The organism is Ketogulonicigenium robustum, assembly GCF_002117445.1.
Lineage (GTDB): Bacteria > Pseudomonadota > Alphaproteobacteria > Rhodobacterales > Rhodobacteraceae > Ketogulonicigenium > Ketogulonicigenium robustum.
On the sequence record NZ_CP019937.1, the window covers coordinates 823815 to 849578 of the forward strand.

Annotated in this window: 24 protein-coding genes; 16 read left to right on the top strand and 8 right to left on the bottom strand. The window is 63.0% G+C overall.

Annotated elements, in window-relative coordinates; translation table 11 throughout:
* Nucleotides 1-6 precede the first annotated feature (6 nt).
* Nucleotides 7-1368, top strand: a complete 1362-nt coding sequence (gene cysS / locus BVG79_RS04165; protein WP_085785775.1) for a cysteine--tRNA ligase — start codon at nt 7-9, stop codon at nt 1366-1368.
* Between the two features lie 2 nt (nt 1369-1370).
* Entirely contained in the window at nt 1371-2108 is a 738-nt protein-coding gene (locus tag BVG79_RS04170; protein ID WP_085785776.1) for a squalene/phytoene synthase family protein, read from the top strand.
* 23 nt (nt 2109-2131) lie between these two features.
* On the opposite strand, the gene mepK is transcribed toward BVG79_RS04170, so the two are convergent.
* The gene (gene mepK, locus BVG79_RS04175) at nt 2132-2740 is read right to left on the bottom strand and encodes a peptidoglycan L,D-endopeptidase MepK (RefSeq protein WP_085785777.1); all 609 of its coding nucleotides are present in this window, start codon (nt 2738-2740) and stop codon (nt 2132-2134) included.
* Nucleotides 2741-3117: 377 nt separating this feature from the next.
* On the opposite strand from mepK, the gene BVG79_RS04180 reads away from it, so the two are divergent.
* Together BVG79_RS04180 and lpxD are read left to right on the top strand one after the other, a co-directional pair.
* The gene (locus tag BVG79_RS04180; RefSeq protein WP_085785778.1) at nt 3118-4740 is read left to right on the top strand and encodes a L,D-transpeptidase family protein; all 1623 of its coding nucleotides are present in this window, start codon (nt 3118-3120) and stop codon (nt 4738-4740) included.
* A 41-nt stretch (nt 4741-4781) separates the two neighbouring features.
* Nucleotides 4782-5858: a UDP-3-O-(3-hydroxymyristoyl)glucosamine N-acyltransferase gene (gene lpxD, locus BVG79_RS04185; RefSeq protein ID WP_085785779.1), complete on the top strand. Its 1077-nt coding sequence runs from the start codon at nt 4782-4784 to the stop codon at nt 5856-5858.
* Between the two features lie 45 nt (nt 5859-5903).
* Here lpxD and BVG79_RS04190 read toward each other — a convergent pair whose 3' ends face one another.
* Nucleotides 5904-6524, bottom strand: coding sequence for an invasion associated locus B family protein (locus BVG79_RS04190; protein ID WP_085785780.1), 621 nt, complete (start codon nt 6522-6524; stop codon nt 5904-5906).
* A gap of 324 nt (nt 6525-6848) precedes the next feature.
* On the opposite strand from BVG79_RS04190, the gene BVG79_RS04195 reads away from it, so the two are divergent.
* A complete protein-coding gene (locus BVG79_RS04195; protein ID WP_085785781.1) occupies nt 6849-8387 on the top strand; it encodes a helicase HerA-like domain-containing protein in 1539 nt (512 codons plus the stop codon).
* On the opposite strand, the gene BVG79_RS04200 is transcribed toward BVG79_RS04195, so the two are convergent.
* Genes BVG79_RS04200 through BVG79_RS13440 form a run of 3 tightly spaced genes read right to left on the bottom strand, consistent with a single transcriptional unit; the run spans nt 8384 to nt 11036 of the window.
* A complete protein-coding gene (locus BVG79_RS04200; RefSeq protein WP_085785782.1) occupies nt 8384-9316 on the bottom strand; it encodes a site-specific tyrosine recombinase XerD in 933 nt (310 codons plus the stop codon). The two genes, BVG79_RS04195 and BVG79_RS04200, sit on opposite strands and share 4 nt — an antisense overlap.
* The gene (locus tag BVG79_RS04205) at nt 9313-10881 is read right to left on the bottom strand and encodes a hypothetical protein (RefSeq protein ID WP_085785783.1); all 1569 of its coding nucleotides are present in this window, start codon (nt 10879-10881) and stop codon (nt 9313-9315) included. Before BVG79_RS04205 ends, BVG79_RS04200 begins: the two co-directional genes overlap by 4 nt.
* 5 nt (nt 10882-10886) lie before the next feature.
* Nucleotides 10887-11036, bottom strand: coding sequence for a hypothetical protein (locus BVG79_RS13440; protein WP_157115617.1), 150 nt, complete (start codon nt 11034-11036; stop codon nt 10887-10889).
* A gap of 156 nt (nt 11037-11192) precedes the next feature.
* Here BVG79_RS13440 and BVG79_RS04210 point away from each other — a divergent pair, with 156 nt between their 5' ends.
* Genes BVG79_RS04210 through BVG79_RS04220 form a run of 3 tightly spaced genes read left to right on the top strand, consistent with a single transcriptional unit; the run spans nt 11193 to nt 13286 of the window.
* Nucleotides 11193-11762 (top strand): shikimate kinase, encoded by a 570-nt coding sequence (locus BVG79_RS04210; RefSeq protein WP_418268947.1) that lies wholly within the window; start codon nt 11193-11195, stop codon nt 11760-11762.
* Nucleotides 11762-12871, top strand: a complete 1110-nt coding sequence (gene aroB / locus BVG79_RS04215) for a 3-dehydroquinate synthase (RefSeq protein WP_085785784.1) — start codon at nt 11762-11764, stop codon at nt 12869-12871. Before BVG79_RS04210 ends, aroB begins: the two co-directional genes overlap by 1 nt.
* A gap of 1 nt (nt 12872) precedes the next feature.
* Entirely contained in the window at nt 12873-13286 is a 414-nt protein-coding gene (locus BVG79_RS04220) for a VOC family protein (RefSeq protein WP_085785785.1), read from the top strand.
* A 30-nt stretch (nt 13287-13316) separates the two neighbouring features.
* Here BVG79_RS04220 and ssb read toward each other — a convergent pair whose 3' ends face one another.
* Complete coding sequence (gene ssb / locus BVG79_RS04225; protein ID WP_085785786.1) at nt 13317-13835, bottom strand: single-stranded DNA-binding protein; 519 nt, start codon at nt 13833-13835, stop codon at nt 13317-13319.
* Between the two features lie 177 nt (nt 13836-14012).
* On the opposite strand from ssb, the gene BVG79_RS04230 reads away from it, so the two are divergent.
* Entirely contained in the window at nt 14013-14585 is a 573-nt protein-coding gene (locus BVG79_RS04230; protein WP_085785787.1) for a lytic transglycosylase domain-containing protein, read from the top strand.
* Here the strand turns inward: BVG79_RS04230 and miaA are convergent.
* Entirely contained in the window at nt 14582-15478 is an 897-nt protein-coding gene (miaA, locus tag BVG79_RS04235; RefSeq protein ID WP_085785788.1) for a tRNA (adenosine(37)-N6)-dimethylallyltransferase MiaA, read from the bottom strand. The genes BVG79_RS04230 and miaA overlap by 4 nt on opposite strands.
* Nucleotides 15479-15556: 78 nt before the next feature.
* On the opposite strand from miaA, the gene pyrH reads away from it, so the two are divergent.
* The 7 genes from pyrH (at nt 15557) to BVG79_RS04270 (ending at nt 24426) form a co-directional block, all read left to right on the top strand.
* Entirely contained in the window at nt 15557-16285 is a 729-nt protein-coding gene (pyrH, locus tag BVG79_RS04240; protein ID WP_085785789.1) for a UMP kinase, read from the top strand.
* Nucleotides 16286-16369: 84 nt separating this feature from the next.
* Complete coding sequence (gene purC, locus BVG79_RS04245) at nt 16370-17131, top strand: phosphoribosylaminoimidazolesuccinocarboxamide synthase (protein ID WP_085785790.1); 762 nt, start codon at nt 16370-16372, stop codon at nt 17129-17131.
* Between the two features lie 21 nt (nt 17132-17152).
* Nucleotides 17153-17392 carry a phosphoribosylformylglycinamidine synthase subunit PurS gene (purS, locus tag BVG79_RS04250; RefSeq protein WP_085785791.1) on the top strand — a complete coding sequence of 80 codons (240 nt, stop codon included), beginning with the start codon at nt 17153-17155 and terminating at the stop codon, nt 17390-17392.
* 13 nt (nt 17393-17405) lie between these two features.
* Nucleotides 17406-18074 carry a phosphoribosylformylglycinamidine synthase subunit PurQ gene (gene purQ / locus BVG79_RS04255; RefSeq protein ID WP_085785792.1) on the top strand — a complete coding sequence of 223 codons (669 nt, stop codon included), beginning with the start codon at nt 17406-17408 and terminating at the stop codon, nt 18072-18074.
* A 58-nt stretch (nt 18075-18132) separates the two neighbouring features.
* Complete coding sequence (locus BVG79_RS04260) at nt 18133-19902, top strand: sensor histidine kinase (RefSeq protein WP_085785793.1); 1770 nt, start codon at nt 18133-18135, stop codon at nt 19900-19902.
* A gap of 11 nt (nt 19903-19913) precedes the next feature.
* Nucleotides 19914-21272 (top strand): sigma-54-dependent transcriptional regulator, encoded by a 1359-nt coding sequence (locus BVG79_RS04265; protein WP_085785794.1) that lies wholly within the window; start codon nt 19914-19916, stop codon nt 21270-21272.
* Nucleotides 21273-21729: 457 nt separating this feature from the next.
* Complete coding sequence (locus BVG79_RS04270) at nt 21730-24426, top strand: Rne/Rng family ribonuclease (protein WP_085785795.1); 2697 nt, start codon at nt 21730-21732, stop codon at nt 24424-24426.
* A gap of 608 nt (nt 24427-25034) precedes the next feature.
* On the opposite strand, the gene lexA is transcribed toward BVG79_RS04270, so the two are convergent.
* Complete coding sequence (gene lexA / locus BVG79_RS04275; RefSeq protein ID WP_085785796.1) at nt 25035-25700, bottom strand: transcriptional repressor LexA; 666 nt, start codon at nt 25698-25700, stop codon at nt 25035-25037.
* Between the last annotated feature and the right edge of the window lie 64 nt (nt 25701-25764).

Genomic DNA, 25764 nt, shown 5'->3' on the forward strand with positions numbered 1-25764 from the left:
GCTGAAATGACACAGATCACATTGCACAACAGCAAGACCCGCACGCGAGAGGTCTTCGTTCCGCTTAATCCGGCAGATGTGCGTTTGTACCTGTGTGGCCCCACGGTTTACGACCGCGCGCATCTGGGCAACGCGCGCCCCGTGCTGGTGTTTGATGTGCTGGTTAGCCTGCTGCGCCATGTTTATGGTGACGGGGCGGTGACCTATGCGCGTAATTTCACCGACGTTGATGATAAGATCAATGATCGCGCCGCCGCCACTGGCCGTTCCATTCGCGATGTGACCGACGAGACGATCGCTTGGTATCATGCCGATATGGACGCGCTGGGCGCCGCTCGGCCGGATTTTGAGCCCCGTGCGACCGACTGGATCCCTGCGATGGTCGAGATGATTGCTGCGTTGATCGAACGCGGTAACGCCTATGAAGCCGAGGGCCACGTGCTGTTCGCGGTTGACAGCTATGACGATTACGGCGCGCTGTCGGGGCGTTCGGTCGAGGATATGATCGCAGGTGCCCGCGTGGAAATAGCGCCGTTCAAGCGCAATCCGATGGATTTCGTGCTGTGGAAGCCGTCGGTTTTGGGGCAACCTGGGTGGGAGAGCCCGTGGGGTTTTGGTCGGCCGGGGTGGCACATCGAATGCTCGGCTATGAGCTATGGCCTGCTTGGCGCGTCGTTTGACATTCATGGTGGCGGGATTGACCTGCAGTTCCCGCACCACGAAAACGAGATCGCCCAATCCTGCTGCGCCCACCCCGAAGGCAGCTTCGCGCGTTATTGGTTGCACAACGAGATGCTGCTGGTCGATGGCCGCAAGATGTCGAAATCGTTGGGGAATTTCTTTACGGTGCGTGACCTGTTGGATCAGGGCGTGCCGGGCGAAGTGATCCGCCTGGTGATGTTGGGCACGCATTACAGCCGCACGATGGACTGGACTGATGACAAGCGGATCGAGGCCGAGGGCGCTTTGCGCCGTTGGCACGCACTGACCGATGGCGTTGAAGCAGGCGCGATCGACCCCGACGTCGTCACCGCCTTGGCCGATAATCTGAACACCGCAGGTGCGATTGCGGTGCTGCACCGCTTGGCCGCTGCGGGCGAGGCGGCAACCCTGCGCGCTTCGGCGCAGTTACTGGGGTTCTTGCAGCCCGAGATGGGCGTGTGGGTAGATGCGGCGGACGACGTTGCGCAGCGCGTCGAATCGTTGCTGGCCCAACGCCTTGACGCTAAAGCGGCCCGCGATTTCGCCGCAGCTGATGCAATCCGTGACCGTCTGGTCGCTGCGGGCATCGTGCTGAAAGATAAACCCGGTGGCGGCACCGATTGGGAAATCGGTGCCGGCGCGGCCCTTGATATGTTGAAAGGGTAAGAATGCAGATCAACATCGCCCTTGCTGAACAGGTTCGTCAGGGCGACGTTGATCGCTTTACCGCCACGATGGCCGCGCCCGTCGCCGCGCGCGGCGTGCTGTTTACGCTGGCCGCGCTGAATTTGGAATGGGCGCGGCTGTCGGTCGTGTCCGAAAACTCGATCATTGTCGCAATGCGTTTGCAGTGGTGGCGCGATATCGTCGATGGGCGCACCCCGCCCAACGGCGATGCCGCTGTGGCTATGGTGCAGATGTTGGACGCGGGGCAAGCTGACCCGGCGGTTTTCCACCAGATGATCGACGCGCGCGGGCAGGATCTGGATTTCGCGGGCGCTGCCGATCTCTGGGCCTATCTGGATACAACTGCAGGCGCGTTGTCCGAGGCCGCCGCCATTGCCACCGGCGCAGGCGATGCACGGGCGGCGATGCGCGCTGTGGGCGCCGCGACGGGGTTGGCTAATTGGTTCTTGGCCGCGCCGGTGTTTGCGGCGCAGGGCGCGCCATGGTTGCCCCCAGGTTCCGATGTGCCGAGCCTGTCCACGCGTGGATTGACCGACCTGAAATTGCGTCAGGACTTGCCTGCCGCAGCCTTTCCCGCGAGCCTTTGGTCTATCTATGCAAGACCGGTTTTGCGCCGCGCCGCGCAAGCGCCCGAGCGTGTTCTAGCGAGTGATTTGCGCCCCGCAGAAGTGCAAAAGCGCGCCGCATTGCTATGGCGCGCCGTGCGGGGGCGCTGGTAGCGCCCTAGATGTAGAAAAGGGCCTTAGCGGCCCCATTGGCGCACTGCGCCGCAATCCATATGCACGAAGTTCGAGGACGAGTAGCGCCCGACACCGCCCGCGCTGCACCGCTCGGCTGCCGATGCAAGCTGGTTGACCGAACGGCCTTCCAGTCGCACGTCAACAGCTTGGCCACGCATATGCAGTGAATTGCTGGCAACGCCCGACGTCGTTTCGCGCAACATCGCGTTGGTCTGCGGCGAGCGGTAGCCCGACAGCAGCATGTAGGGGCGGCTGACATCGACCAAGCGGTGCGTCGCGGTCAGAATGTCGATGGTGCGCGTGTCGATGCCAATCATCTGGTTGTTGCGCCAGTCGCGCATGAAATGCGTCACTTCGCGGACAGCCTCGGGGATGTACTGGCCGTCGATCCAGTAGATCGTATCCAGCTGTTCGCCCGTGCGCCCCGAATACATGCGGATGCGGCGAATGTCGCCAGCGCCGCCGCGCAAAAAACCAGCCGCCTTGCTAAACGTGGGGGCTGCCGTCACCATCGTGGCCGCGAAGATCCCCAAAAGCGCGCGTCTGCCGAAGTGCGCATGTTTGCGATCGTTGGATTCATCCAACTGATCGGTGGATTCGTATTGTGTCATGCGAATGCCTGTCCCGCCGTTTTCCTTCGCCCGCCTGCGGCCATGCGATCTGTTGGATCGCTTATCGTCGGCCGGTGCCGGTTTTGCGCCTCTTTGCCGTGCGCAGGGTGTTTATTGCACGTGGCTCAAGATCGACCAACCATTGTTTTGAAGGGAAATGTTATACATCACCTTAATCGGCGAAAATTTGCGCGAATGGGCCGTTTGGTCGGCTATTAAAGGCGCACCGGTGGGTGCGTCGCCTTGTCGCCATTGGCCAGAATTACGTGGCAAGTCTGCTGCAAGACAAGAAAAAATGGCCTTGCATACAGATTGGGCGTTACGGCGGGCGTTCGCCGTGGCATTTTGGTTGGAAAACGCATCGGAAGGATCGGGCAGTGGCAAACAGTGATTTTTCGCGTCGCGCGGTGCTGCGGGCTTTATCAGCGGGCGCGCTGGCGGGCGTTTTGCCTGCAGGCGGCGCGCTGGCCTTGGGACTGGATCAGGCCGGTTTTCGGCAAGGGCTGATCGAGGCCGTTGCGGGCGATCAGGTGCTTCAGGCGTTTTACGGCGCACGCGATTACGCTGCCATGTGGGCGGGGCCGGACGGCGTCGCACTGGCACGGCGTAACGTGCTGCTGGCTGCGATGGCCGATGCGCCGCACCACGGCTTGCCCGATGCAGCCTTTGATGCGCCAGCCCTGTTGGCCCGCGTGCAAGCCGCCAGCACCCCTTACGCGCAAGGCGTGGCCGAGGCGGCCCTCAGCCGGGCTGCGCTGGATTTGGGGCAGGCGTTGCACGGCGGCTTTGTCACCCCCTCGCGCGTGATCGGGCTGATCAAGCGGCAGCCGCCGCAACTGGACGGGGCGGGGTTTTTAAATGCGTTGGCGGGGCCCGCACCCGCGCAGGCCCTGCGTGATGTGCTGCCCGCCGCTGCGGATTATGCGGGCCTGATGCGCGGGCGCGCGCAATTGGCGCAGGCGCAAGCCGCTGGTGGGTGGGGCGGCGACGTGACCGTCGGCCCCGCCGGCAAGTTGCAGCGCGGCGATACAGGCGCGGCGGTCATTTCGCTTCGCGACCGCTTGATCCGGCAGGGCTTTATGTCGCCCAGCCTGACCGATACATTCGATGCCGATGTTCTGGCCGGGGTGCAGGCCTTTCAGGCCGCGCATGGGCTGGCCACCGATGGCGTTGTGGGCGCGGGCACGCTGGCCGAGCTGAACACCGACATCCCGACGCGTCTGCAGCAAGTCCTTGTCGCGATGGAGCGTGCCCGCTGGGCCAATGTGCCGCTGGGCGCGCGGCACATCTGGGTGAACTTGACCGATTACCACACCGTGATCCGCAACAACGGTGCCGAGGAATTCCGCACCCGCTCGGTCATCGGGGCGGTGGGACGCGATCGCGAAACGCCCGAGTTTTCCGATGTCATGCGGTTCATGGTCGTGAACCCTAGCTGGAACGTGCCGCGTTCGATTGTGGTCGGGGAATACCTGCCGCAGATGCAGCGCAACCCCTATGCGGTGAACCATATCGACCTGCTGGACGGGGCGGGGCGTGTTGTCGACCGCGGCGCGGTGAACTTCAACGCCTACTCCGCCAGCACATTCCCCTTCGCGATGCGCGAGCCGCCATCACGCGGGAACGCTTTGGGGTTGGTGAAATTCATGTTCCCGAACCAGTGGAACATCTATCTGCACGACACCCCGTCGAAGTCGCTGTTCGACCGCGAAACGCGGGCGTTCAGCCACGGCTGCATCCGCTTGGCCGATCCGTTCGATTTCGCCTATCAACTGCTGGCCCCGCAAACCAGCGACCCGCGCGGGCTGTTCCGCCGCTATCTGGACACGGGCCGCGAAACGCGCGTCGATCTGGCCGAGCCGCTGCCCGTGCACCTGGATTACCGCACTGCCATCGTCACCGATGCAGGCGCGCTGCAGTTCCGCCGCGACATCTATGGCCGCGACGCGGCAATCTGGCGCGCAATGGCTCAAGGGGGGGTAGCGGCGCGGCTTGTCTGACACTAGATCAGAGGAAACTTTGTAAAAGAAAGGAACCCGCGATGCCCTATCGTATTGATGAACTGGCCGAAAAGCTGGGTGCCACGTTTGAAGGCGACGGCAGTATCACCATCGCGGGTGCCGCCGAACCGCAGGCTGCGGGTGCCGATGATCTGGCCTTGGCGATGTCGCCAACTTATGCCGCCCATCTGGCCGAGGGGCAGGCGAAAGCCGCCGTCGTTTGGCCCGGTGCAGATTGGCAGGCGTTGGGGCTGAAGGCCGCTGTTTTCGCCCCGCGCGGGCGGCTGGCGATGGCGGGCCTGACCGCATTGCTGGACCCGGGCCCCGGGATGGAGGCGGGTATCCACCCCAGCGCGATCATCGACCCTACGGCCGAGGTCGCCGACGGCGTCGCCATCGGGCCGTTCTCGATTATCGGGGCGCGCGTGCGGGTGGCTGCGGGCGTGCAAATCGGCGCCCAGGTCTCGGTCGGGCCGGACAGCGTTTTGGGGGCCGACACCACCGTGCATGACGGCGTGCGGATTGGGCGGCGGGTGCGCATCGGCGCGCGGGTAATTATTCAGCCAAACGCGGTACTCGGCGCGGACGGGCTGTCGTTCGTGACCGCATCGCCCGCCTATGTCGAGGTGTCGCGCCAGACCTTGGGCTTGGGTGAAGTGACCGTGCCCGAGGATGCCACATGGCACCGCATCCATTCGCTGGGCGGGGTTGAGATCGCAGATGATGTCGAAATCGGCGCTTGCACCACTATCGATTCCGGCACTATTCGCGCAACGCGCATCGGGCGGGGAACGAAGTTGGATAACCTGATCCACATCGCCCATAACGTGGTCGTGGGCGAGGATTGCTTGTTTGCCGCGCAGGTGGGCATTGCCGGATCGTCGGTCGTTGGAGACCGCGTGGTTGCTGGCGGAAAAGTCGGGATCAGCGACAATATCACCATTGGCAACGATGTGGTTCTGGGCGGGGCCAGCGTGATCCTGTCGTCGGTTCCGACTGGGCGCGTGATGCTGGGGTATCCGGCGACCAAGATGGATGTGCAGCTGGAAAGCTATAAAGCGCTGCGCCGCTTACCGCGCGTGCTGAAAAAGCTTGCAGGCGGTAAGGCCGCCGACTGATACGATCCCTCCGGCCCCGATGAAGGGCCGGAGGGATGCAATCGCTTAGTTGCCGGTCGCGGGCATTTCGGCTTCGGCCGCGCGGAAGGCGGCGGTGAAACCGGCCAGCGGGATCTGCAGATGCACCGAGGGGTCCTCGGCGGTCGACAGGGCGGGCACGATGGTCAAGGTCGCGGCGGTGCCACGGCGGAACTGGTCCAGTTCCTCGGCTGTCAGCGCCACGCGCGATACGCAGCCAGCCGCGCCGCAGAACGCGAACGGGTAACGCCGCGCGCCTTGGCTGTCGACATCGATGACGACGCCCGCTTGCAGCAGCGTTTCCAGCGGAGTGATGATCGTCGCACCTGCGGCGGCTTCTTGGCCGGCGGGCAGGGGGAAAATGCTGATTTCAGCGACGGGATTGTCGGTATCATCCGACAACAGTTGATATAGGTGGCACGGGTCGGTTTCCCCTTCGCCAGCCTCGATGCATCGCAGCGCCCAGTCACCGAACGTTTCTTTCACGTAGGGTTGGCCAACTTGCGGCGCGGCGGGTGCGACAGCTTCGCCAGTGCTCAGGCCGTTGGCCGCGGGCGGGGTGGTGGGTGCCGTATCTTGCGCGAAGGCTGGGGCGGATATCAGCACAGCGAGTGCGGCTGACACGATCTTCAGGGTATTTCGTTGCATGACATCTCCGGTCTACGCATGAGGCTATAGATTATCATGTCGCGTGGCAGACAAACAGGGGCGGAAAAGCTTCGGGCGGAATTTTGCGCCAAAACGCCTATTTCTAACGGTGCCATAGGAAAAGGGGCCGCTATGGCCCCTTTTCCTTTTTATCTCCCTGGCGGACTTAGCCGACCTATTACAAAAAATTTACGTAACAGGTGGCGGGGCGTCAACATGATTGTGCAGCCACACGTGGCAGGCGCGATCACGACAGGTTTCGTGCCTTGTTTTTAGGCGCGCAACTGCGTTCAATGGCGCAGGACTTTGACAGATAGGCGCGTGATGACGACAGGCATATTTATCGGTGGCGGCGGCGAAGGGTACACAACCGCACAGGCGCTTTTGCTGGGGCAGGGCAACCGTCACGGTTTGATCGCAGGGGCAACCGGCACCGGCAAGACCGTCACGCTGCAGATCATGACCGAGGCGTTTTCCGCTGCGGGCGTTCCGGTCTTTCTGACCGACATCAAGGGCGACCTTGCAGGTCTGTCGCAAGCGGGTGCACCTGATGCAAAGACCCACGAAGCGTTTTCCAGCCGCGCGTCCCAGATCGGATTCGATCTGCAATATCAGTCATTTCCCGTTACATTCTGGGATGTGTTCGGCCAGCAGGGCCACCCCGTTCGCACCACGATTGCCGAAATGGGCCCACTGCTTTTGTCGCGCCTGCTCGACCTGAGTGACGTGCAAGAAGGGGTGATGAACATCCTGTTTCGCGTCGCGGATGAGCAGGGTTTGCCGCTGCTGGACCTGACCGATCTGCAGGCTATGCTGGTGTGGTGCGGCCAAAATGCGCGCGATCTGTCGCTGAAATACGGCAATGTCAGTACGGCCTCGGTCGGGGCTATTCAGCGCGCGCTGCTTGTCCTCGAGAATCAGGGCGCGCTGCAGTTCTTTGGCGAGCCTGCCTTGGCCTTGGATGACCTGATGCGCGTAGATGACCAAGGGCGCGGCGAGGTTAATATTTTGGCGTCTGACCGATTGATGCAATCGCCGCGCCTTTATACGACCTTCCTGCTTTGGCTGTTGTCCGAGCTGTTCGAGACTTTGCCCGAGGTCGGAAATCCCGAAAAGCCGAAGCTGGTTTTGTTCTTTGACGAGGCGCATTTGCTGTTCGACGGTGCGCCGAAAGTGCTGATTGATAAAATTGAACAGGTCGCGCGTTTGATTCGATCCAAGGGGGTCGGCGTGTTCTTTGTGACGCAGAATCCCGATGATGTGCCCGAATCGGTTTTGGGTCAGTTGGGCAATCGTGTGCAGCACGCGCTGCGCGCCTTTACCGCGAAAGATCGCAAGGCCCTGCAAAAGGCGGCCGAGACTTACCGCGACAACCCGCGTTTTAACACCGCCGACGCCATTTCTGAAGTTGGCACAGGCGAAGCCGTGACATCCATGTTGGATCGCAAGGGCATCCCGACGATGGTTGAGCGCACATTGATTCGCCCGCCCCAGTCGCGCAACGGTACGATCACGGCCGAGGAACGCACCGCCGTCATGGCCGTATCGCCCGTGGCGGGTAAATACGACACTGCCGTCGACCGCGATTCAGCGCGCGAGATGTTGGAGCGGCGCGCCGCCGCTGATGTGCCCCAAGACGCCGCGCCCGAGGCAGAGGGCGACCCCGCCGACACGTTCAGCCGTGCCAAACGCTATGGCGGGCCAGTAACGTCCGCGCCGCAACCCAAGGCGCAGCCGCGCGCGAAGGCGGCCGAGAAGGGAATCGCTGATGCACTCGCCTCGGCATTGGTCAAGGAATTGGGCGGCACGACCGGGCGCAGGTTGGTGCGCGGCGTATTCGGCACGTTTCTGAAACGGCGCTAGTCCTGCGCCAGCGGGTGGTGCGTCAGCACCAAATCCTTTAGGTGCGCGTCCAGCACGTGGGTATAAATCTCGGTCGTGGCGATATCGGCATGACCGAGCAGCGTCTGGATGGCGCGCAGGTCGGCGCCATTCGCCAGTAGGTGCGTGGCAAAAGCGTGGCGCAGTTTGTGCGGGCTGACGCGCGCGGGTGATATGCCCGCTGCGACGGCCAAATCTTTCAAAATGACCAGAAAATGCTGGCGCGTCAGATGCCCCGCAACCCCGTGCGAGGGGAACAGGAACTTCGATACACTGCCGCCGGCAAGGCGGATTTCCTCTTGCCCGGCGTCGCGCTGTGCCAGCCAATCGGCCAGCGCGGTGCGGGCGGGGGGGGATAGCGGCACAAGACGCTCTTTCCCGCCCTTGCCGCGAATCAGCAGCATACGCGGGTCGCCACGCGTCGCGGCTGCGGGCAGGCTGACCAATTCGGTCACGCGCATGCCTGTCGCATACAGCAATTCCAGCAGGCACGTGGTGCGCACGGCATCATGCGGGCGGGTACGCGCGGCTTGCAGCAGCCGGTCGACCTCGTCGATTTGTAGCGTTTCGGGCAGTTTGCGGGCTTGGGTCTTGCCCTTTAGTCGCAGCGCGGGGTTGTCGGTGCGCCAGCCTTCGTCAAAGGCAAACCGGAACAGTTGCCGGATGGCGGACAGCCGCCGCGCGCGGGTGGCAGCTGACAAGCCGGTGGCCGCGCAATGGGCCATATAGGCTTCGATCCGCGCCTCGGGCACAGTGACGAAGGCGGTTTCGCCGTCGGGGTGAGCCTGTAGCCAGCCGTCGAAGTCAACCAGATCGCGTCCGTAGGCCAGCAGCGTGTTGCGCGCCGCGCCCAGTTCGGCGGCCTGCGCATCCAGAAAGGTCGATATCCAGCGCGCGTTTGACAGGCTCATCCTGCGCGATCCAGCAACAGCACTTGCAGCGCGATGCGGCGGGCGACATCCTCTAGCCCCACGCTGCGCAGGGCCGACAGGGCGGGGCCGAGCGTCGCGGGATCGCCCGTCAGCGAGTCCTCGGCCGCGCTGATCGCGCTGAGGAGGCCTTCGCCTAAGCGCCCTGCCGCGATCAAATCCCGCGCGGGGCTGGTCATTTCGCCCTGCGTGAACGCGGCTTGGATGGGGGCGACGAAGTTGTTGTCGGCCCAGCCGTCGGTCGGGGTCGCCTCGGTCAACTGGCCGCGCGCGATGGCAACCAGCAGGGCGTCGTGACTGTCAGGATTGCCCGCAGCCGCCGCCACCGCCTCGTACGCGGGCGAGAGGAGGCCCATCGCGAAAGCGGCCGCATTTCCGGCGCGCAGCACATCGGCCTGCGTCAGCACATCTTGGTAAAACCGCGCCAGCGGCACTTCGACTTTGGCGCTGCGCGCAGCCTCCATCAGCGCGGGCAGCGCGTTCAGGGCCGCATCTGTGCCGCCCGATTTCAGCGCAAAGTCAAAATCTTGCACGGCGGCTGCCCTGTCCCAGACACCGCCCGATGCGGCGGGAACGTGCAGGGTATAAAACCCGACCAGCGCATTTTCCGACACGGCCCCCGCGCGGGACAAACGCTCGGCGGCCTCTAGCTGGTAGCGCCACGCGATCATGCTGCGCAGGTCGGCGTTGGCGAAGGCACGCGGCAAAGTGGCGGTTGGGATTGCCTCGCCGATAGCCTCGCGCATGCGAAAATCCAGCGGGGTCATGGTGGCGGGGGGCGGCAGCAGCAGCTCCTCCTCTTCGGCCAGCTCGGGGTCGAGGAACAGCGTCAGTAACTGTTCTTCCGCGGGCGTTACAGCCCCGAGGCTGAGCGCCCCGTTCAGGATCAGCGCCGCAGCGGGCCAGTCGCCTGCGCGGGCTAGACAGAAGACGCGCGTTGCCAGCGTGGGGGCGATGGCCGGCATCGCGTTCAGGCGGGTGCAGGCGAAATCCTCGGTTCCGGTCAGCAGCGACGTGTCGAACCAGCGGCGGAACACCTCGGGGCGCGCCACGTCCGAGGCTTCGATCAGCGACTGCGCGGGGTCGAGTGCGCCCATCTGCAACAGCTTGTCGACGCGGGCCAGAAACAGGTTGCCAGCGGGCGCGGCACCTGCGGGCGGCGCAGCCTCGGCCAGCATCAATTGGATCAGCATTTCCTGCAGCGCGGGCAGCGAGGGCACGGGCGTTGCGCGCAAGGCGGCGACGACGTCGGGCTCGGGGCTGCTGGACCACAGGGTTGTCGGCAGGCCGGTCACGTCGCTGGGTAGCAGGCCCACCACATCGGGCGAGGGTCCATCCAGCGGCTGGACGGTGATTTCCGGTGTGGTGACACCGGTGACGGGCGGCGCGGGCGGGCGCGCGGCACGCGGGGCGGGGGTCACGCTTTCCGACAGCCAGTCAATCGCCGACAGCGGCGCCCCATTGGCGCGCGTTCCCTCGGCCACGGCGGCGCTAGCGGCCAGCCAGAGGCCCAGTGCGAGTATATACCGCCCCCGATACGCGCCCATTTGGGTCAGGGCAGTGTCACGGGCGTGCGGATTTCACGCGCAGGCGGTTGGAAGTCTGCGGGTGTAACCAGCGGCCCCAAATAGGCATAAGCGATCAGCGCTATCACGGCCAGCACGGCAAGAAAGATGATGACCTTGATGAATTTCCACAGCATGTATCTGTTCCGCCTCGTCCCGTTTCTTGCCTTGTACGACCCTTGTGCGGCTGCCGTTTATGCAGCGCAAGCCTAGCTGCCATGTTTATAGCTGGAAATTTTCCCAAGATCACGCCATTCAGTCGAAACAATTACGTCAAGATCGGGGTAAAGCGCATGCGGCGCATGTCGGAACGGAAAAAGCGCTACCGATTGCACAAGGCGGTGGCCCTTGTGGGGATGATGGGGTCGGGGAAAACCGCCGTCGGGCGGGCGCTGGCGCAGCGCCTGGGTGTGGCGTTTCGTGATTCCGATATCGCGATCGAGGAAGCCGCGCAGCTGAGCATCGCCGAGATTTTCGCCCGCGACGGCGAGCCGTTCTTTCGCGACCGCGAGGCCGAAGTGATCGTGCGTTTGTTGAACCAAGGCCCTGCGATTCTATCGACCGGCGGCGGCGCGTTTTTGGCGCAGCGCAACCGCGATTCCATCGCGCGGGCCGGTGTGTCGCTGTGGCTGGATGCGCCGGTCGAGATTTTGTGGGACCGTGTCCGCCACCGCGACACGCGCCCGTTGCTGCGCACCAACGACCCGCGCGGGACGTTGGCGCAGTTGCTGGATGCGCGGGTGCCCCACTATCAGCAAGCCCAGCTGCGTTTGCCTGCGATGGCGGGACAGTCGGTCGACCAAACCGCCGATCGCGCCATCGCGCTACTGCTGCAATACCCCGATTTGTTGGAGGAAATCTGATGTCAGTCGTGCACGTCGAACTGCCCGGTCGGGCATATGACATTCACATCGGCGGGGGTTTGATGCAGCGGGTTCCTCACCTGCTGCGGCCCCTGTTGCGGCGGTCGCGGGTGGTAATCATCACCGACAGCACCGTCGCCGAGATCCATTTGCCCGTGCTGGAAGCCGCCCTGCAAACCGCCGGGATCGAGAGTGAGAGCCTGAGCTTGCCCGCTGGCGAGGCCACGAAATCGTGGCAGGGGCTGACGGCGGCGGTTGAGTGGATCCTCGACCAAAAGGTCGAGCGGGGCGATCTGGTGTTGGCGCTGGGGGGCGGGGTGATGGGCGATCTGGTCGGCTTTGCCACCGCCATCGCGCGGCGCGGTATCCGATTCGTGCAGGTGCCCACGACCTTGCTGGCGCAGGTGGACAGCAGTGTCGGCGGCAAAACCGGCATCAACACGCGCCACGGCAAGAACCTAGTCGGGGCTTTTCACCAACCTGCGCTGGTTGTTGCCGATACCGACGCCCTGCGCACATTGCCCGACCGTGACTTTTTGGCGGGCTATGGCGAGGTCGTGAAATACGGCCTGCTGGGCGATGTGACGTTCTTTGAGTGGCTGGAGGCCAACGGCCCGCGCCTGCGCAGTGATGACGCCGCGCTGGCCCATGCCGTCGCGCGCGCCTGCCAGATGAAGGCCGACATCGTCATGCGCGACGAGACCGAGCAGGGTGATCGCGCGCTGCTGAACTTGGGGCATACTTTCGGCCATGCCCTCGAATCGGCGACGGGGTATTCCGACAGGCTGCTGCATGGCGAGGGGGTGGCGATCGGCTGCGCGCTGGCCTTTACGCTGTCGACCCGCTTGGGCCTATGTTCGGGGCAAGATGCAGGCCGCGTGCGCGCGCATTTGCAGCGGATGGGCACCAAGGGCAGCTTGGCCGATATCGCGGGCGATCTGCCCGATGCCGACGGGCTATTGGCGCTGATGGCGCAAGATAAAAAGGTGCAGGACGGCAAGCTGCGGTTTGTTCTAGTGCGCGGGATCGGGCAGGCGTTCATTACCGCCGATGTGCCCCGCGACGCAGTGCGCGCCGTTTTGCAAGACGCGCTGGATGAAAGGGGCTGACATGAAAGTCGTAGCTATATCAGGGTTTTCGGTGATTTCGCAGGACGGGGCGGCCAGCCAGTCGCTGTATATCGATACGCTGGGTTTGCCGATGACGCGGGACGGTGACTATGCCTTCGTTGATGGCTTCCCCGGCGCGCACCATTTCGGCGTCTGGCCGCTGAAAAACGCGGCCGAAGCTTGCTTTGGCACGCCCGAATGGCCCGATGACATCGCCATTCCCACCGCCTCGGTCGAGTTTGAGTTGGAAAGCCCGGAAGCTGTGGCCGAGGCCGTGACCGAAATGGAAGCGCGCGGGCAGATTTTCATCCACCCCGCCCGCACCGAGCCGTGGGGTCAAACGGTCGCGCGCTTCATCAGCCCCGAGGGGGTTCTGACCGGCCTCAGCTATGCGCCGTGGCTGCACCAGAACTGAAAAGGGCGGCCATTGCGGCCGCCCTTTGTTTTAGAATGGGATCTCGTCGTCACCGAGGTCGCTGACGCGGTTTTGCGCACCGCCCGACCGGCCACCACCGCCCGAGGGCTGGCTGGAATAACCGCTATCGTAGCCGCCGTCATACCCGCCTTGGTTGCCGCCTTGGTAATCACCGCCGCCGCCTTGGCCGCCGCTGTCACGACCGTCCAGCAGGGTCATTTGGCCGGTGAACGGGCGCAGGACGACTTCGGTGCTGTAACGGTCAGCGCCCGACTGGTCTTGCCACTTGCGGGTCTCCAGCTGGCCTTCCAGATAGACCTTGCTACCCTTACGCAGGTATTTTTCGGCAATATTGCCCAGCGGTTCCGAGAAAATCGCGACCGAATGCCATTCGGTGCGTTCCTTGCGCTCGCCGCTGGATTTGTCGCGCCATGTCTCGCTGGTGGCGATGCGCAGGTTCACGACCTTGCCGCCATTGGGGAAATTGCGGACCTCGGGGTCGCGGCCCAAGTTGCCAATCAAAATGACCTTGTTCACCGATCCAGCCATGCTTCAGCCCCTTTGTGATGTGTCGTTCAGCGATTTGGCGCATTGGTCGCACGATTGCGCGCGCGCTGCAATGGCGCTGCACCGCCGCCGTTACGCAATGGGGCTTTTCAAATGTAAACGAAACGTTAATCTCGCGGCGCTGCCGCTGGATGCAGCACCCTTGGGTAAAGGTATCCCATGCGCGCTTTTGTGGTTGCACTGGTGTTGGCTTGCGCGGGCGGCGTTCTGCCTGCGGCGGCGCAGACGCTCTCGACATCAAACAGGGTGGGGTTGCTGCGCAGCCAGACCGATCTGCTGGACGGGCGCGCGGCCGAACAGTATCGCTTCTCCGACCGCCTGGCGCCCACGCGTGTGCAGCCGCCGATACCCCTTTATACCGGCAGCTACAGCGGGCCGTATCTGACGCTGGCCCGCGCGGCTGCGCGGCGCCACAACATTCCCGAAGATCTGTTCTTGCGGCTGGTTCAGCGCGAAAGCGGTTGGAACCCGACGGCGGTTTCGGTCAAGGGGGCGCTGGGCTTGGCGCAGCTGATGCCTGATACCGCGCGTTTGCTGGGTGTCGACCCGATGGACCCGCAGCAAAATCTGGATGGCGGCGCCCGCTATCTGCGCCGCCAGTTCGAGGCCTTCGGGAATTGGCGTCTGGCGCTGGCGGCCTATAACGCCGGCCCCGGCGCGGTGCAAAGCTATGGCGACATCCCGCCATTCGCCGAAACGCAAACTTACGTGCAGGTGATTTTGGGCCTTTAGGGTAGGGCGACTGTCACCCAATCGCGCATCCGCGCGCGAAACCACGTCCGCTGGCGCTTGGCGTATTGGCGCGAGGCGGTGATCGTCCCTTCGCGCGCGTCGGCCAGTGTCGTCATGCCTTGCAGGTGGCCGATCAGTTCCGGCGCGCCGATGGCTTTGGATGATAGGCGGGCAGGGTCCCAGTCGGGCAACATGGCGCGGGCTTCGTCCAGCGCGCCTTGGGCCAGCATCTGGTCAAAGCGGCGGGTGATGCGGGCGTTCAGCCAGTCGACATCGGGCATCATCACGATGGGGAAGGTGTTTTGCAGCGGCAGCAGCGGCGCGGGGGTGCGCGCTTGCCAGACGGAAATCCCTTCGCCGGTGGCGTGCAGCACTTCCCATGCGCGCTGGACGCGGGCGCGGTTGTTCAGGTCGATCCCGCTGGCACTGGCCGGGTCGAGGTCGCGGATCAGCTCGGGCAGATCCAGCGCATCGGCCTGCACGCGCAGCGCGGGGGGCGTCGCGGGAATGTCGGCCAAGCCGCGCGTCAGGGCGGTGAAATTCAACCCCGTGCCACCCACGATGATCGGGCGCGCGCCGCCCAGCAGCGGGGCCAAATCGCGTAGCCAGTGCCCGACCGAGTAGCTTTCGCTATAAGGGACGTGGCCATAAAGCGCATGCGGCGCGGCGGCCAGATCGGCATCGTCAGGGCGCGCGGTCAGCAGCCGCCAGCCGCTGAACACCTGCAGGGCGTCGGCGTTAATCACCACGCCGCCGGTGGCCTGCGCGATCTGCAGCGCCAGCGCCGATTTGCCCGAGGCGGTCGGCCCCGCGATCAGCACAGGCAGGCCCGAATCCGCAGCGGCCTGCACAATTTCCCTTCCGTCGCTGCCCTTCATGTCACCCTCGGCCATTTTCCGCCCTGCTTGCCATTGCCAGACGGCGCCTTTTGCGACATTTCTGGGCCCAATGAAAGCCAGCGGAGCCCGAACATGACTGACGACCAACACCAGACCCGTTTCAAGCGCGTATTGCTGAAGATCTCGGGCGAGGCGTTGATGGGCGATCAGGGGTTCGGGTTGCACCCGCCGACCGTCCAGCGCATCGCCGAGGAAGTGAAATCGGTGCGTGATCTGGGGGTCGAGATCTGCATGGTGATCGGCGGCGGCAACATCTTCCGCGGTCTGCAGGGGTCGGCCCAAGGGATGGAGCGCACGACTGCCGATTACATGGGCATGCTGGCGACCGTGATGAATGCGCTGGCCATGCAATCCGCGCTAGAGGAACTGGACGTTCATTCCCGCGTGATTTCGGCGATCCCGATGGATCAGGTGTGCGAGCCCTACATCCGCCGGCGCGCCGTGCGTCATCTGGAAAAGAAAAGGGTCTGCATTTTTGCCGCAGGCACGGGTAACCCCTATTTCACGACCGACACTGCCGCCACGCTACGCGCCAGCGAAATGGCCTGCGAAGCGATCTTCAAGGGTACCAAGGTGGATGGCGTTTACGACAAAGACCCGAAAAAGTTCCCCGATGCCAAGCGTTACGGCGATGTGACCTATGACGAAGTGCTGCAAAAGCACCTGGGCGTCATGGATGCGTCGGCGATTGCGCTGGCGCGCGACAACCACCTGCCGATCATCGTGTTCAGCCTGGACGAGCCGGGCGGCTTCCGCGGTATTCTGGCCGGGAAGGGAACCTTTACGCGGGTGCATGGCTAAAGGGTTGCCCCCCCGTCGCCCTTGGCATAAGAGGCGCGCAAGCAAAGGCCGCCGACCTTCGGCGCGGAACCAGTAGGAGCCGTCATGGCACGTCGCAAGAAGATTTACGAAGGCAAAGCCAAGATCCTGTACGAAGGCCCCGAGCCGGGCACGATCGTGCAGTATTTCAAGGATGACGCGACCGCCTTCAACGCGCAGAAAAAGGCCGTGATCGAAGGTAAGGGCGTGTTGAACAACCGCCTGTCGGAATATTTCATGCTGGGCCTGCAGGGCGTCGGCATCCCGACCCACTTCATCAAGCGCTTGAACATGCGCGAGCAGCTGGTCCGTCAGGTCGAGATCGTGCCGCTGGAAATCATCGTGCGCAATTTCGCCGCAGGCTCGATGGCCAAGCGCCTTGGGCTAGAGGAGGGGATGCCCCTGCCGCGCCCGATCGTCGAATTCAGCTTCAAGAACGACGCGCTGGGCGACCCGCTGGTGCCCGAGGAATACATCATCGCATTCGGTTGGGCCCAGCAGCAAGAGCTGGACGATATCGTGGCGCTGGCACTGCGCGTGAACGATTTCTTGTCGGGCGTGTTCCATGGCGTCGGTATTCGTCTGATCGATTTCAAGATCGAGATGGGCCGGATTTGGGAAAACGACTTCCCCCGTCTGGTGATTGCAGACGAGATCAGCCCCGATAGCTGCCGTTTGTGGGATATCGAAACCGGCCGCAAGCTGGACAAAGACGTGTTCCGGCAAGACCTGGGGTCGCTGTCGGATGCGTATACCGAAGTTGCCCGCCGTCTTGGGGTGCTGCCGTCCAACGTGACGCACAGCCCCAACGGTACGTTGATCAACTAAGACTATCTGAGGAGAGAGCGGATGAAGGCGCGCGTCGAAGTCATGTTGAAGGCGGGCGTCCTCGACCCGCAAGGCGAGGCCGTGCGCGCCGCGCTGACGACCCTTGGGTTTGATGGCGTGAACGGCGTGCGTCAGGGCAAGGTGATCGAGCTGGATCTGGCCGAGACCGACCCCGTCGCCGCCGAAGCCGCCGTGCGTCAGATGTGCGACAAGCTGCTGGCCAACACCGTCATCGAAAGCTACCGCATCAGCTTCGCCTAAAAGGGGGATCGCCATGAAGGCCGCCGTTATCGTCTTTCCTGGATCGAACTGCGACCGCGACATGGCTGATGCCCTGCGCAAAGCAGGGGCCGATGTGCAGATGGTCTGGCACAAAGATGCCGCGCTGCCCAGCGGTGTCGATCTGGTCGCCGTCCCGGGCGGTTTTTCGTTCGGTGACTACCTGCGCTGCGGCGCAATCGCTGCGAATTCCCCCGTTTGTCAGGCGCTTGTGCGCCACGTTGAACGTGGTGGCTATGCTTTGGGGGTCTGCAACGGCTTTCAAGTGCTGACCGAAACCGGCCTGCTGCCGGGGGCGCTGATGCGCAACGCGGGGCTGAAATTCCTCTGCAAACCGGTGGGGTTGCGCGTCGCGACAGCCGACAGCGCCTTTACCAACACCTACCACGCAGGCCAGACCCTGACGGTGCCGATCGCGCACCACGACGGGAATTACTACGTCGACGACGCGACGCTGGACACCCTGCAGGGCGAGGATCGGGTTGCGTTCACCTACACCGACAACCCCAACGGGTCGCGGGCCGACATCGCGGGTGTCCTGTCGGCCAATCGCCGCGTGCTGGGCATGATGCCCCACCCCGAGCGTGCGATTGAAACGCTGCAAGGTGGCACCGACGGGCAGGGACTTTTCGCTGGGTTGATCGGGCGGTTTGTTGCCGCCTGACCAACTTGGTGGCACGCACGTTATTGCTGCCCGGCAAGGCGTGAAATAAGCTGATACCATGACATCTGGTGTCGATACCCCCGCCGCGCCCCGCCGCGCGGCTGCCAAAAGCCCAACATGGTGGGCCCGCATTTTTGTGGGCGTGCTGGTGCTGGTCGCGGTTGGCGCGATTTGGCTGACGAATGTCTTGCTGACAGAACGGTTTACCACCACCACCCGCACGCGGGCCGAGGTGCGTATGTCTATCTACGTCGGCAACCTTGTCTCGGAATTGCAGCGCAATTCGGTAGTGCCGCAATTGTTGTCGCGCGACCCCGAACTGATCAGCGCCCTCGAGACCGCCAATTTTACCGCATCGAACGAGCGCCTTGCCTCGTTCGGCGAAGAAATCGGCATGGCGTCGATCTTACTGTATGACCGCGACGGTGCGGTTGTGGCTGCGACCGACCAATCTATTTTGGGGCGCAATGATTCGGCTATGCCGTTCTTTGCCGATGCCGAGCGGGTCTCGACTACCGTGTTCACCGCGCTGCCGCGTGAAAACGGTAGCTACGGGTTCTTCTACTCGCGCCGGATCGATATTGGCGGGGCGATGCTGGGCGTCATCGCGGTCGAGGTGGACCTCAGCCGGTTGGAACGCAGCTGGGCCGGCACGCAGGACGCGGTGCTGGTGACGGATTCCGCCGGAACCATCTTGCTGGCGACTGAGCCGCGCTGGCGCGGGTTGACCGAAGATGCAGCACTGGCCAATACCTCGGCCCCTTCCGCCATCGCGCGCGCGCTGCGTTTTGATGAGTGGAGCTCGCCCTACGACACCTACCTGCGCGGCGAGGCAGTGCTGCGGCGCGAATTGCGTGTGCCGTTCCAAGGCTGGAAGATGGTCGGCTTTACGACCTACGCCTCGATCCGCGAACAGGTGAACGCAATCATCGCGCTGGAGATCATGGCATTCGCCATTCTGGCCGCTTTGGCCTTCTGGGTCAGCTCGCGCAAAAGCGCCTCGCGCGTCGTGCTGTTCCAACGCGAATCAGCCGAACTGCGCGCCCTGAACATGCGCCTGCAACGCGAGATCGCCGAGCGCGAGAAGGCCGAGCGGACGCTGGAAGTGGCGGAACAAACGCTGGTGCAGTCCTCGAAACTGGCCGCATTGGGCGAGATGTCCGCCGCCGTTAGTCACGAGTTGAACCAACCGCTGGCTGCGATGAAAACCTATCTGGCGGGAGCGCGCCTGTTGTTGCAGCGCAAGCGCCCCGATGAAGCCCTGTCGGCCTTCCAACGCATCGACGACTTGATCGACAGGATGGGGTCGATTACGCGGCAGTTGAAATCCTTTGCCCGCAAGGGGTCGGAAGCTTTCGCGCCGTTTGATATGCGCCTGGCGATTTCCAGTGCGCTGGCGATGATGGAACCGCAGCTAAAAGCGCGCCGGATTGCCATCGTGCGTACGCTGCCCTCTGACCCTGTTATGGTGATGGGCGACCGCCTGCGGATGGAGCAGGTGATCATCAATCTTTTGCGAAACGCCTTTGATGCGACGAACGGCACCCCAAATCCCGAAGTGACCATCACTTTGGCCGAGGGCGAGACCGTAACACTGACCGTGCGTGACAATGGGCCGGGGATCGACGACCTCGATGCCCTGTTTGAACCTTTTTACACAACCAAGGCACCGGGTGACGGGGTCGGGCTGGGGCTGGCGATCTCCTCGGGGATTGTCGCTGATTTGGGTGGGCGGCTGACCGCGCATAACGCCACTTCGGGTGGCGCTGCGTTTGAAGTCCAATTGCCGCGCCTAGCGCCTGACGCACCCGCCGCTGTCATTAATTGAGAGGACACCACATGAGCCCGACAATGAGCCACAGCCTCAGCAAGGCCATGAAAATCGCGATCGTCGACGACGAAAAAGATATGCGGCAGTCGATCAGTCAATGGCTTGCGCTGTCGGGGTTCGATACCGAAACCTACGCCAGCGCAGAAGAAGCGCTGAAAGCCATTGGGCCGGATTTTCCGGGTATCGTGGTCAGCGATGTGCGCATGCCCGGCATGGACGGGATGCAGTTTTTGAAAAAACTGCGCGGGGTGGATTCGGCGCTGCCGGTCATCATGATCACCGGGCACGGCGATGTGCCGATGGCGGTCGAGGCAATGCGGATTGGCGCCTTCGACTTTCTGGAAAAGCCGTTCAACCCCGACCGGATGACCGAGCTGGCCAAGAAGGCCACGCAGAACCGCCGCCTGACGCTGGACGCCCGCGCCCTGCGCCGCGAGTTGTCCGACCCGACCGCGCTGATGAATAAGCTGATCGGCTCGAGCCCCGCCATGCAGCGGCTGAAGGAAGACATTCTTGACTTGGGGCAGGCCGATGGCCATGTGCTGATCGACGGTGAAACCGGCACAGGCAAAACCTTGGTCGCACACGCGCTGCATGCGGTTTCGGCGCGCGCCAGCCGTAAGTTCGTGCTGCTGTCCTGTGCGGCGTTTGATGAAGAAACGCTCAGCCGCCGTCTGTTTGGCCCCGCCGCCGAGGACGAGCCGATCCCCGCGCTGGAGGAAGCCCGTGGCGGCACGTTGGTGCTGGAGGATGTCGAGGCACTGTCGCAGCCCCTGCAAGCGCGCTTGCTGACCGCAATTAATGAACAGGGCATACCGGGCGAGACGCGGATCGTCGCGATCTGTAACCTGCAAGAGCAGGGCAAGACCTGCGAGGATGTGCTGCGGCCCGATCTGTTCTACCGCTTGGCCGCGCTGCGCATTACCGTGCCGCCGCTGCGCGCGCGCGGGGAAGACATTTTGACGCTGTTCTCGCGCTTGTCCGAACAGTTCGCGGACGAATATGGCTGCGAAGCGCCGACCGTCACCGCGCAAGAGGCCGCGCAGATATTGCAAGCGCCGTGGCCGGGCAACGTGCGCCAACTGATTAACGTGGCCGAACGCGCTGTGCTGCAATCGCGCCGCGGGGCGGGGACAATTTCGTCGCTGCTGATGAGCGATACCGCCGAAGATGGCCGGCCCGCAATTACGACCGAAGGCAAGCCGCTGAAGGAGTTCGTCGACGCTTTCGAGCGGATGCTGATCGACAATACCATGCGCCGCCATCGCGGCTCGATCGCGGCGGTCATGGACGAGCTGTGCCTACCGCGCCGCACGCTGAACGAAAAAATGGCCAAATACGGCCTGCAGCGCAGCGATTACCTTTAAGATGAATTCTGCGGCGTTTGGCAACCTTGGGTTGATTTGCCGCAGAATATGATTGTGCTGTGACAAGTATTGTCATTAAGGTGAGTAAGAGGATTGGAAGCGCCACGCATGTTGGGTGCTTTGATCCCGCCGATGGAATTTCTGCCCCGATGTGGCCCCGTTGTAGGGCCCCGGGTGCAGGTGTAATGTCCCGCAAGGGATGCGATTTACTCTGTCTGGTGCCACAGGCGTCGGGCAGGGATGTTAATGGCAGGCGCCGTAGCGCGCCGCGCCAAGGTAGTAACGCAATGGGCTATGTGCCGCGGGAAAGCGATCGGATGCGGGGGGCTTTGGGCCTGTCTCGCGCCTTGAATCGCGCGACGCGGGGCCCGCTTGCCCCAGAAAGATGCGCAAGGCCTGCCGGTGTCGTGGGGCTAAGCCCCGCCGCGGCGGTAATGTCGGCGCACGAACGGAAACAATGTCAAAGAAAATGCTTATCGATGCCACCCACGCGGAGGAAACCCGCGTCGTGGTGGTCGACGGAAACAAGGTCGAGGATTTCGACTTTGAGCGCGCCGCAAAGCGCCAACTTTCGGGAAATATCTATCTCGCCAAAGTAACGCGGGTCGAACCGTCGCTGCAGGCCGCGTTTGTGGATTACGGTGGCAACCGCCACGGGTTCTTGGCCTTCTCGGAAATCCACCCCAGCTATTACCAGATTCCGGTTGCCGACCGCGAGGCGCTGCTGGCCGAAGAAATGGCCGACGCGCGCGAGGATGACGACGACGCCGCATCCGGCGACGACAATGCTGCGCCCGCCGCCGAAGAAAAGTCGGGCCGTGGCCGCCGCGTGCGCCGTAGTCGCACCGGCAACCGCGCCGCGGCCGCACTCACCGATGCTGTCGCAACGCAAGACGTTGCACCTGACGTCGTTGCCGACGATGCCGCCGTGCCGGGTATGGAAGTTATTGATCTGGAAGCGCCAACTGACGACCCCGACGAGGGGCTGTCGCCGATGGTCACCGTGGTGGAAACACCCGTTGAGACCCCTGCTTCCGACGAGGATGCTGGCGACGAGAGTGCTGCGGCTGACCCGGCCCACGAGGTCGAAACGCTGACTTCGGACGATAGCGACGAAGTGCGCCCGGCACGTAAGGTGCGGATGCGTCGCTATAAAATCCAAGAAGTGATCAAAGTGCGCCAAGTGATGTTGGTGCAGATTGTCAAGGAAGAGCGCGGCAACAAAGGCGCAGCGCTGACGACTTATCTGTCGCTGGCCGGCCGTTATTGCGTCTTGATGCCCAACACAGCGCGCGGCGGTGGCATCAGCCGCAAGATCACCAACGTCGCCGACCGCAAGAAGCTGAAAGAAATCGCGCACGAGCTGGAAGTCCCGCAAGGCGCGGGTCTGATCATCCGCACCGCCGGATCGCAGCGCACCAAGGCCGAGATCAAACGCGACTACGAATACCTGATGCGCGTTTGGGAGCAGATCCGCGAATTGACGCTGGGCTCGCACGCGCCGGCCAAGATTTATGAAGAAGGCGACCTGATCAAACGCTCGATCCGCGATTTGTATTCGGCGGAAATCGACGAGGTTATCGTCGAGGGCGACGAAGGCTTCCGCGTGGCCTACGATTTCATGAAAATGATGATGCCGGGGCAAGAGCGTTCGGTCATCCATTACCGCGAAGCGATGCCGCTGTTCGCGCGCTATCAGGTCGAAGGCTACCTTGGCGGGATGTTCAACCCCGTCGTGCAGCTGCCGTCGGGCGGGTATATCGTGATCGGCGTGACCGAAGCGCTGGTGGCGATTGACGTCAACTCGGGGCGGGCGACCAAGGAAGGCTCGATCGAACAGACGGCGACCAAGACCAACTTGGAGGCCGCAGACGAGATCGCGCGCCAGCTGCGCCTGCGTGACTTGGCAGGTCTGATCGTGATCGACTTCATCGACATGGACGAGCGTAAGAACAACGCTGCCGTCGAAAAACGCTTCCGCGACAAGCTGAAGAATGACCGCGCGCGCATCCAAGTCGGCCGCATCTCTGGCTTCGGTCTGCTGGAGATGAGCCGTCAGCGTCTGCGTCCGGGTATGATCGAGGCGACGACCCAGCCGTGCAGCCATTGCCACGGCACGGGCCTGCTGCGGTCGGATGACAACTTGGGCCTGACGATCATTCGCCAGCTTGAGGAAGAGGGCGTCCGTGGGCGCTGTAAGGAAGTGGTCGTTCATGCGCCGATTGGTATCGTGAACTTCTTGATGAACCAGAAACGCGAGCATATCGCCGGCATCGAGCAGCGTTACGGCATGGCTGTGCGCGTCGAGGCTGACATCACGTTGGTATCGCCCGACTATTCGATCGAAAAACTGAAAGCTGCGACGCGCGTAGTTCCGGTTGCAACCGCGCCGGTCGTTTTGGCCGGAACCGCTGATCTGATGGAAGAGGCGACGGTCGTCGACGACACCCCTGAGGAAGAAGTGATCGCCGCGCCCGAAGTTGTCGCTGACGTAACCCCTGAGGCCGAGGATGATCGCCCGCGCAAGAAGCGCCGTCGTCGTCGTCGTCGTCGCGGGAATGGCGAGGGCTTGGCCACGACCGATGCCGCCGAGGGCGATGATGATGGTGACGACGATAGCGATGACGAGGTTGTCGTCGCTGCTGAAACGGTCGCCGATGTAGAGCCCGCAGCTGTGGAGGAGGCTGCCACGGTGGACTCCGTAGTTGAGGCTGAAGCGCCCGCCGAGATCGTGGCGGAAAAGCCGAAGCGTCGCACGCGAAAGAAGGCTGTGACAGAAGCCGCACCGGAAGCCGTTACCGAGGCACCTGCTGAGGCAACACCCGAAGCGCCTGTAGAGGCAGAAAAGCCGAAGCGTCGTTCGCGCAAGAAGGCCGTAGCTGAAGAAGCCGCGACCGTGACCGAGGCGGATGCGCCTGTTGCAGAGGCTGAAGCTACGCCAAAGCCGCGCCGCACACGCAAAAAGCCCGTTGTGGTTGAAGCGGTGACCGAAGCCGCGCCCGAGACACCGGTGGTCGAAACGGCACCTGTGGTGGCCGAGGTCACCTTCGAGCCAGTGGCTTCCGCTGCACCAGAGGCGGAACCCGCAGAAAAAGCGGTCGCTGCTGACGAGCCAAGCGCCCCGAAGCGCTCCGGCTGGTGGAGCAAGAAATAAGAGAAGGGGCCGAAAGGCCCCTTTTTTCTTGTCCGTGTATAGCGCTGGCATCGGTTTGAGAGGGTGAATGAAGCCGGTCTTACATACTTTGCAGCTTAGAGAAGGCTGGTTTTACAGCACGGTTAACCGCAAAACGCAGAAGCTGCGCTGAACCGTATCGGTGCGCTCACCTGCGATTTATGAGCCATTCCGGGGAGGTGCGAGGCGGGCATGTTATCGCACTTACGGCCTGAGCGGCTGACTTTAGCGATGTTTTCGAGGCTGTCATACTGAGTTGGTTAGATGCTTGTTAGGCGCGTTCCACGCTATGGCCATGCGTGAACTTGATTACACGCTAGATGTGACCGTCTCGGGCTGCCCTGTATGACGGCGGCAGACGACAAGACTTTTTAAACGGTCATCTGTGTGAGCGTGACGCACAGCGTGCGCGGTAAAGATCGCTGCGACGCTTGCAACGGATCGCTGCGCCAAAAGCAACGCACTGCATGAGCGATCCACTCGCTTGCCGACCACCACAAACGCACCCCCACAGCCGTAGATTCTAGCTGTTCTTTGAAACGCATGTATCAATAGATGCGCGGTAGATGCTCTCTGGCGGTGAACTTCCGTTAGTAGTTACGAATAAGCCCCACCAAACGCCCCTGAACGCGTACGCGTGATTCCGGCAGCATGCGGGTCTCATAAGCGGGGTTCGCCGCTTCCAGCGCGATCATGCCGTTTTGGCGGCGAAAACGCTTCAGTGTCGCTTCGCTTTCGTCCACAAGTGCGACGACGACGTCGCCGTTGGTTGCAACATCAGCGTGCCGAATAACGACAATATCGCCGTCGTTGATGCCGATGCCGATCATGGAATCGCCCTGCACCTCTAGCGCATAGTGGTTGCCGTTGCCGATCATGCCATGGGGCACAGCGACTTGGTGCGAGACTTCGGAAATGGCGGCAATGGGGACGCCGGCGGCAATGCGGCCCATCACATCGACCTCGATCGCGCCGATATGCGCGGGAACATCAATGGGGGCTGCAGGGCGGCGCACCGCAGCATTGGCCTTGGCTGTCAGATTTTCCGGCATACGCACGACTTCCAGCGCGCGGGCGCGGTGGGCAAGGCGACGGATGAAGCCCCGTTCCTCCAATGCGGTAATCAAGCGGTGGATGCCCGATTTCGACTTGAGGTCGAGCGCCTCTTTCATCTCTTCGAACGAGGGGGGGACGCCTGTCGTTTTTACGCGCTGATCGATGAATTCCAGTAGCTCAAGCTGCTTACGCGTCAGCATATTGTTCCCCCGCGAACAGATGTTTGACATTTGTTCTGACGGTGTTCGTGCTTTGTGTCAATCC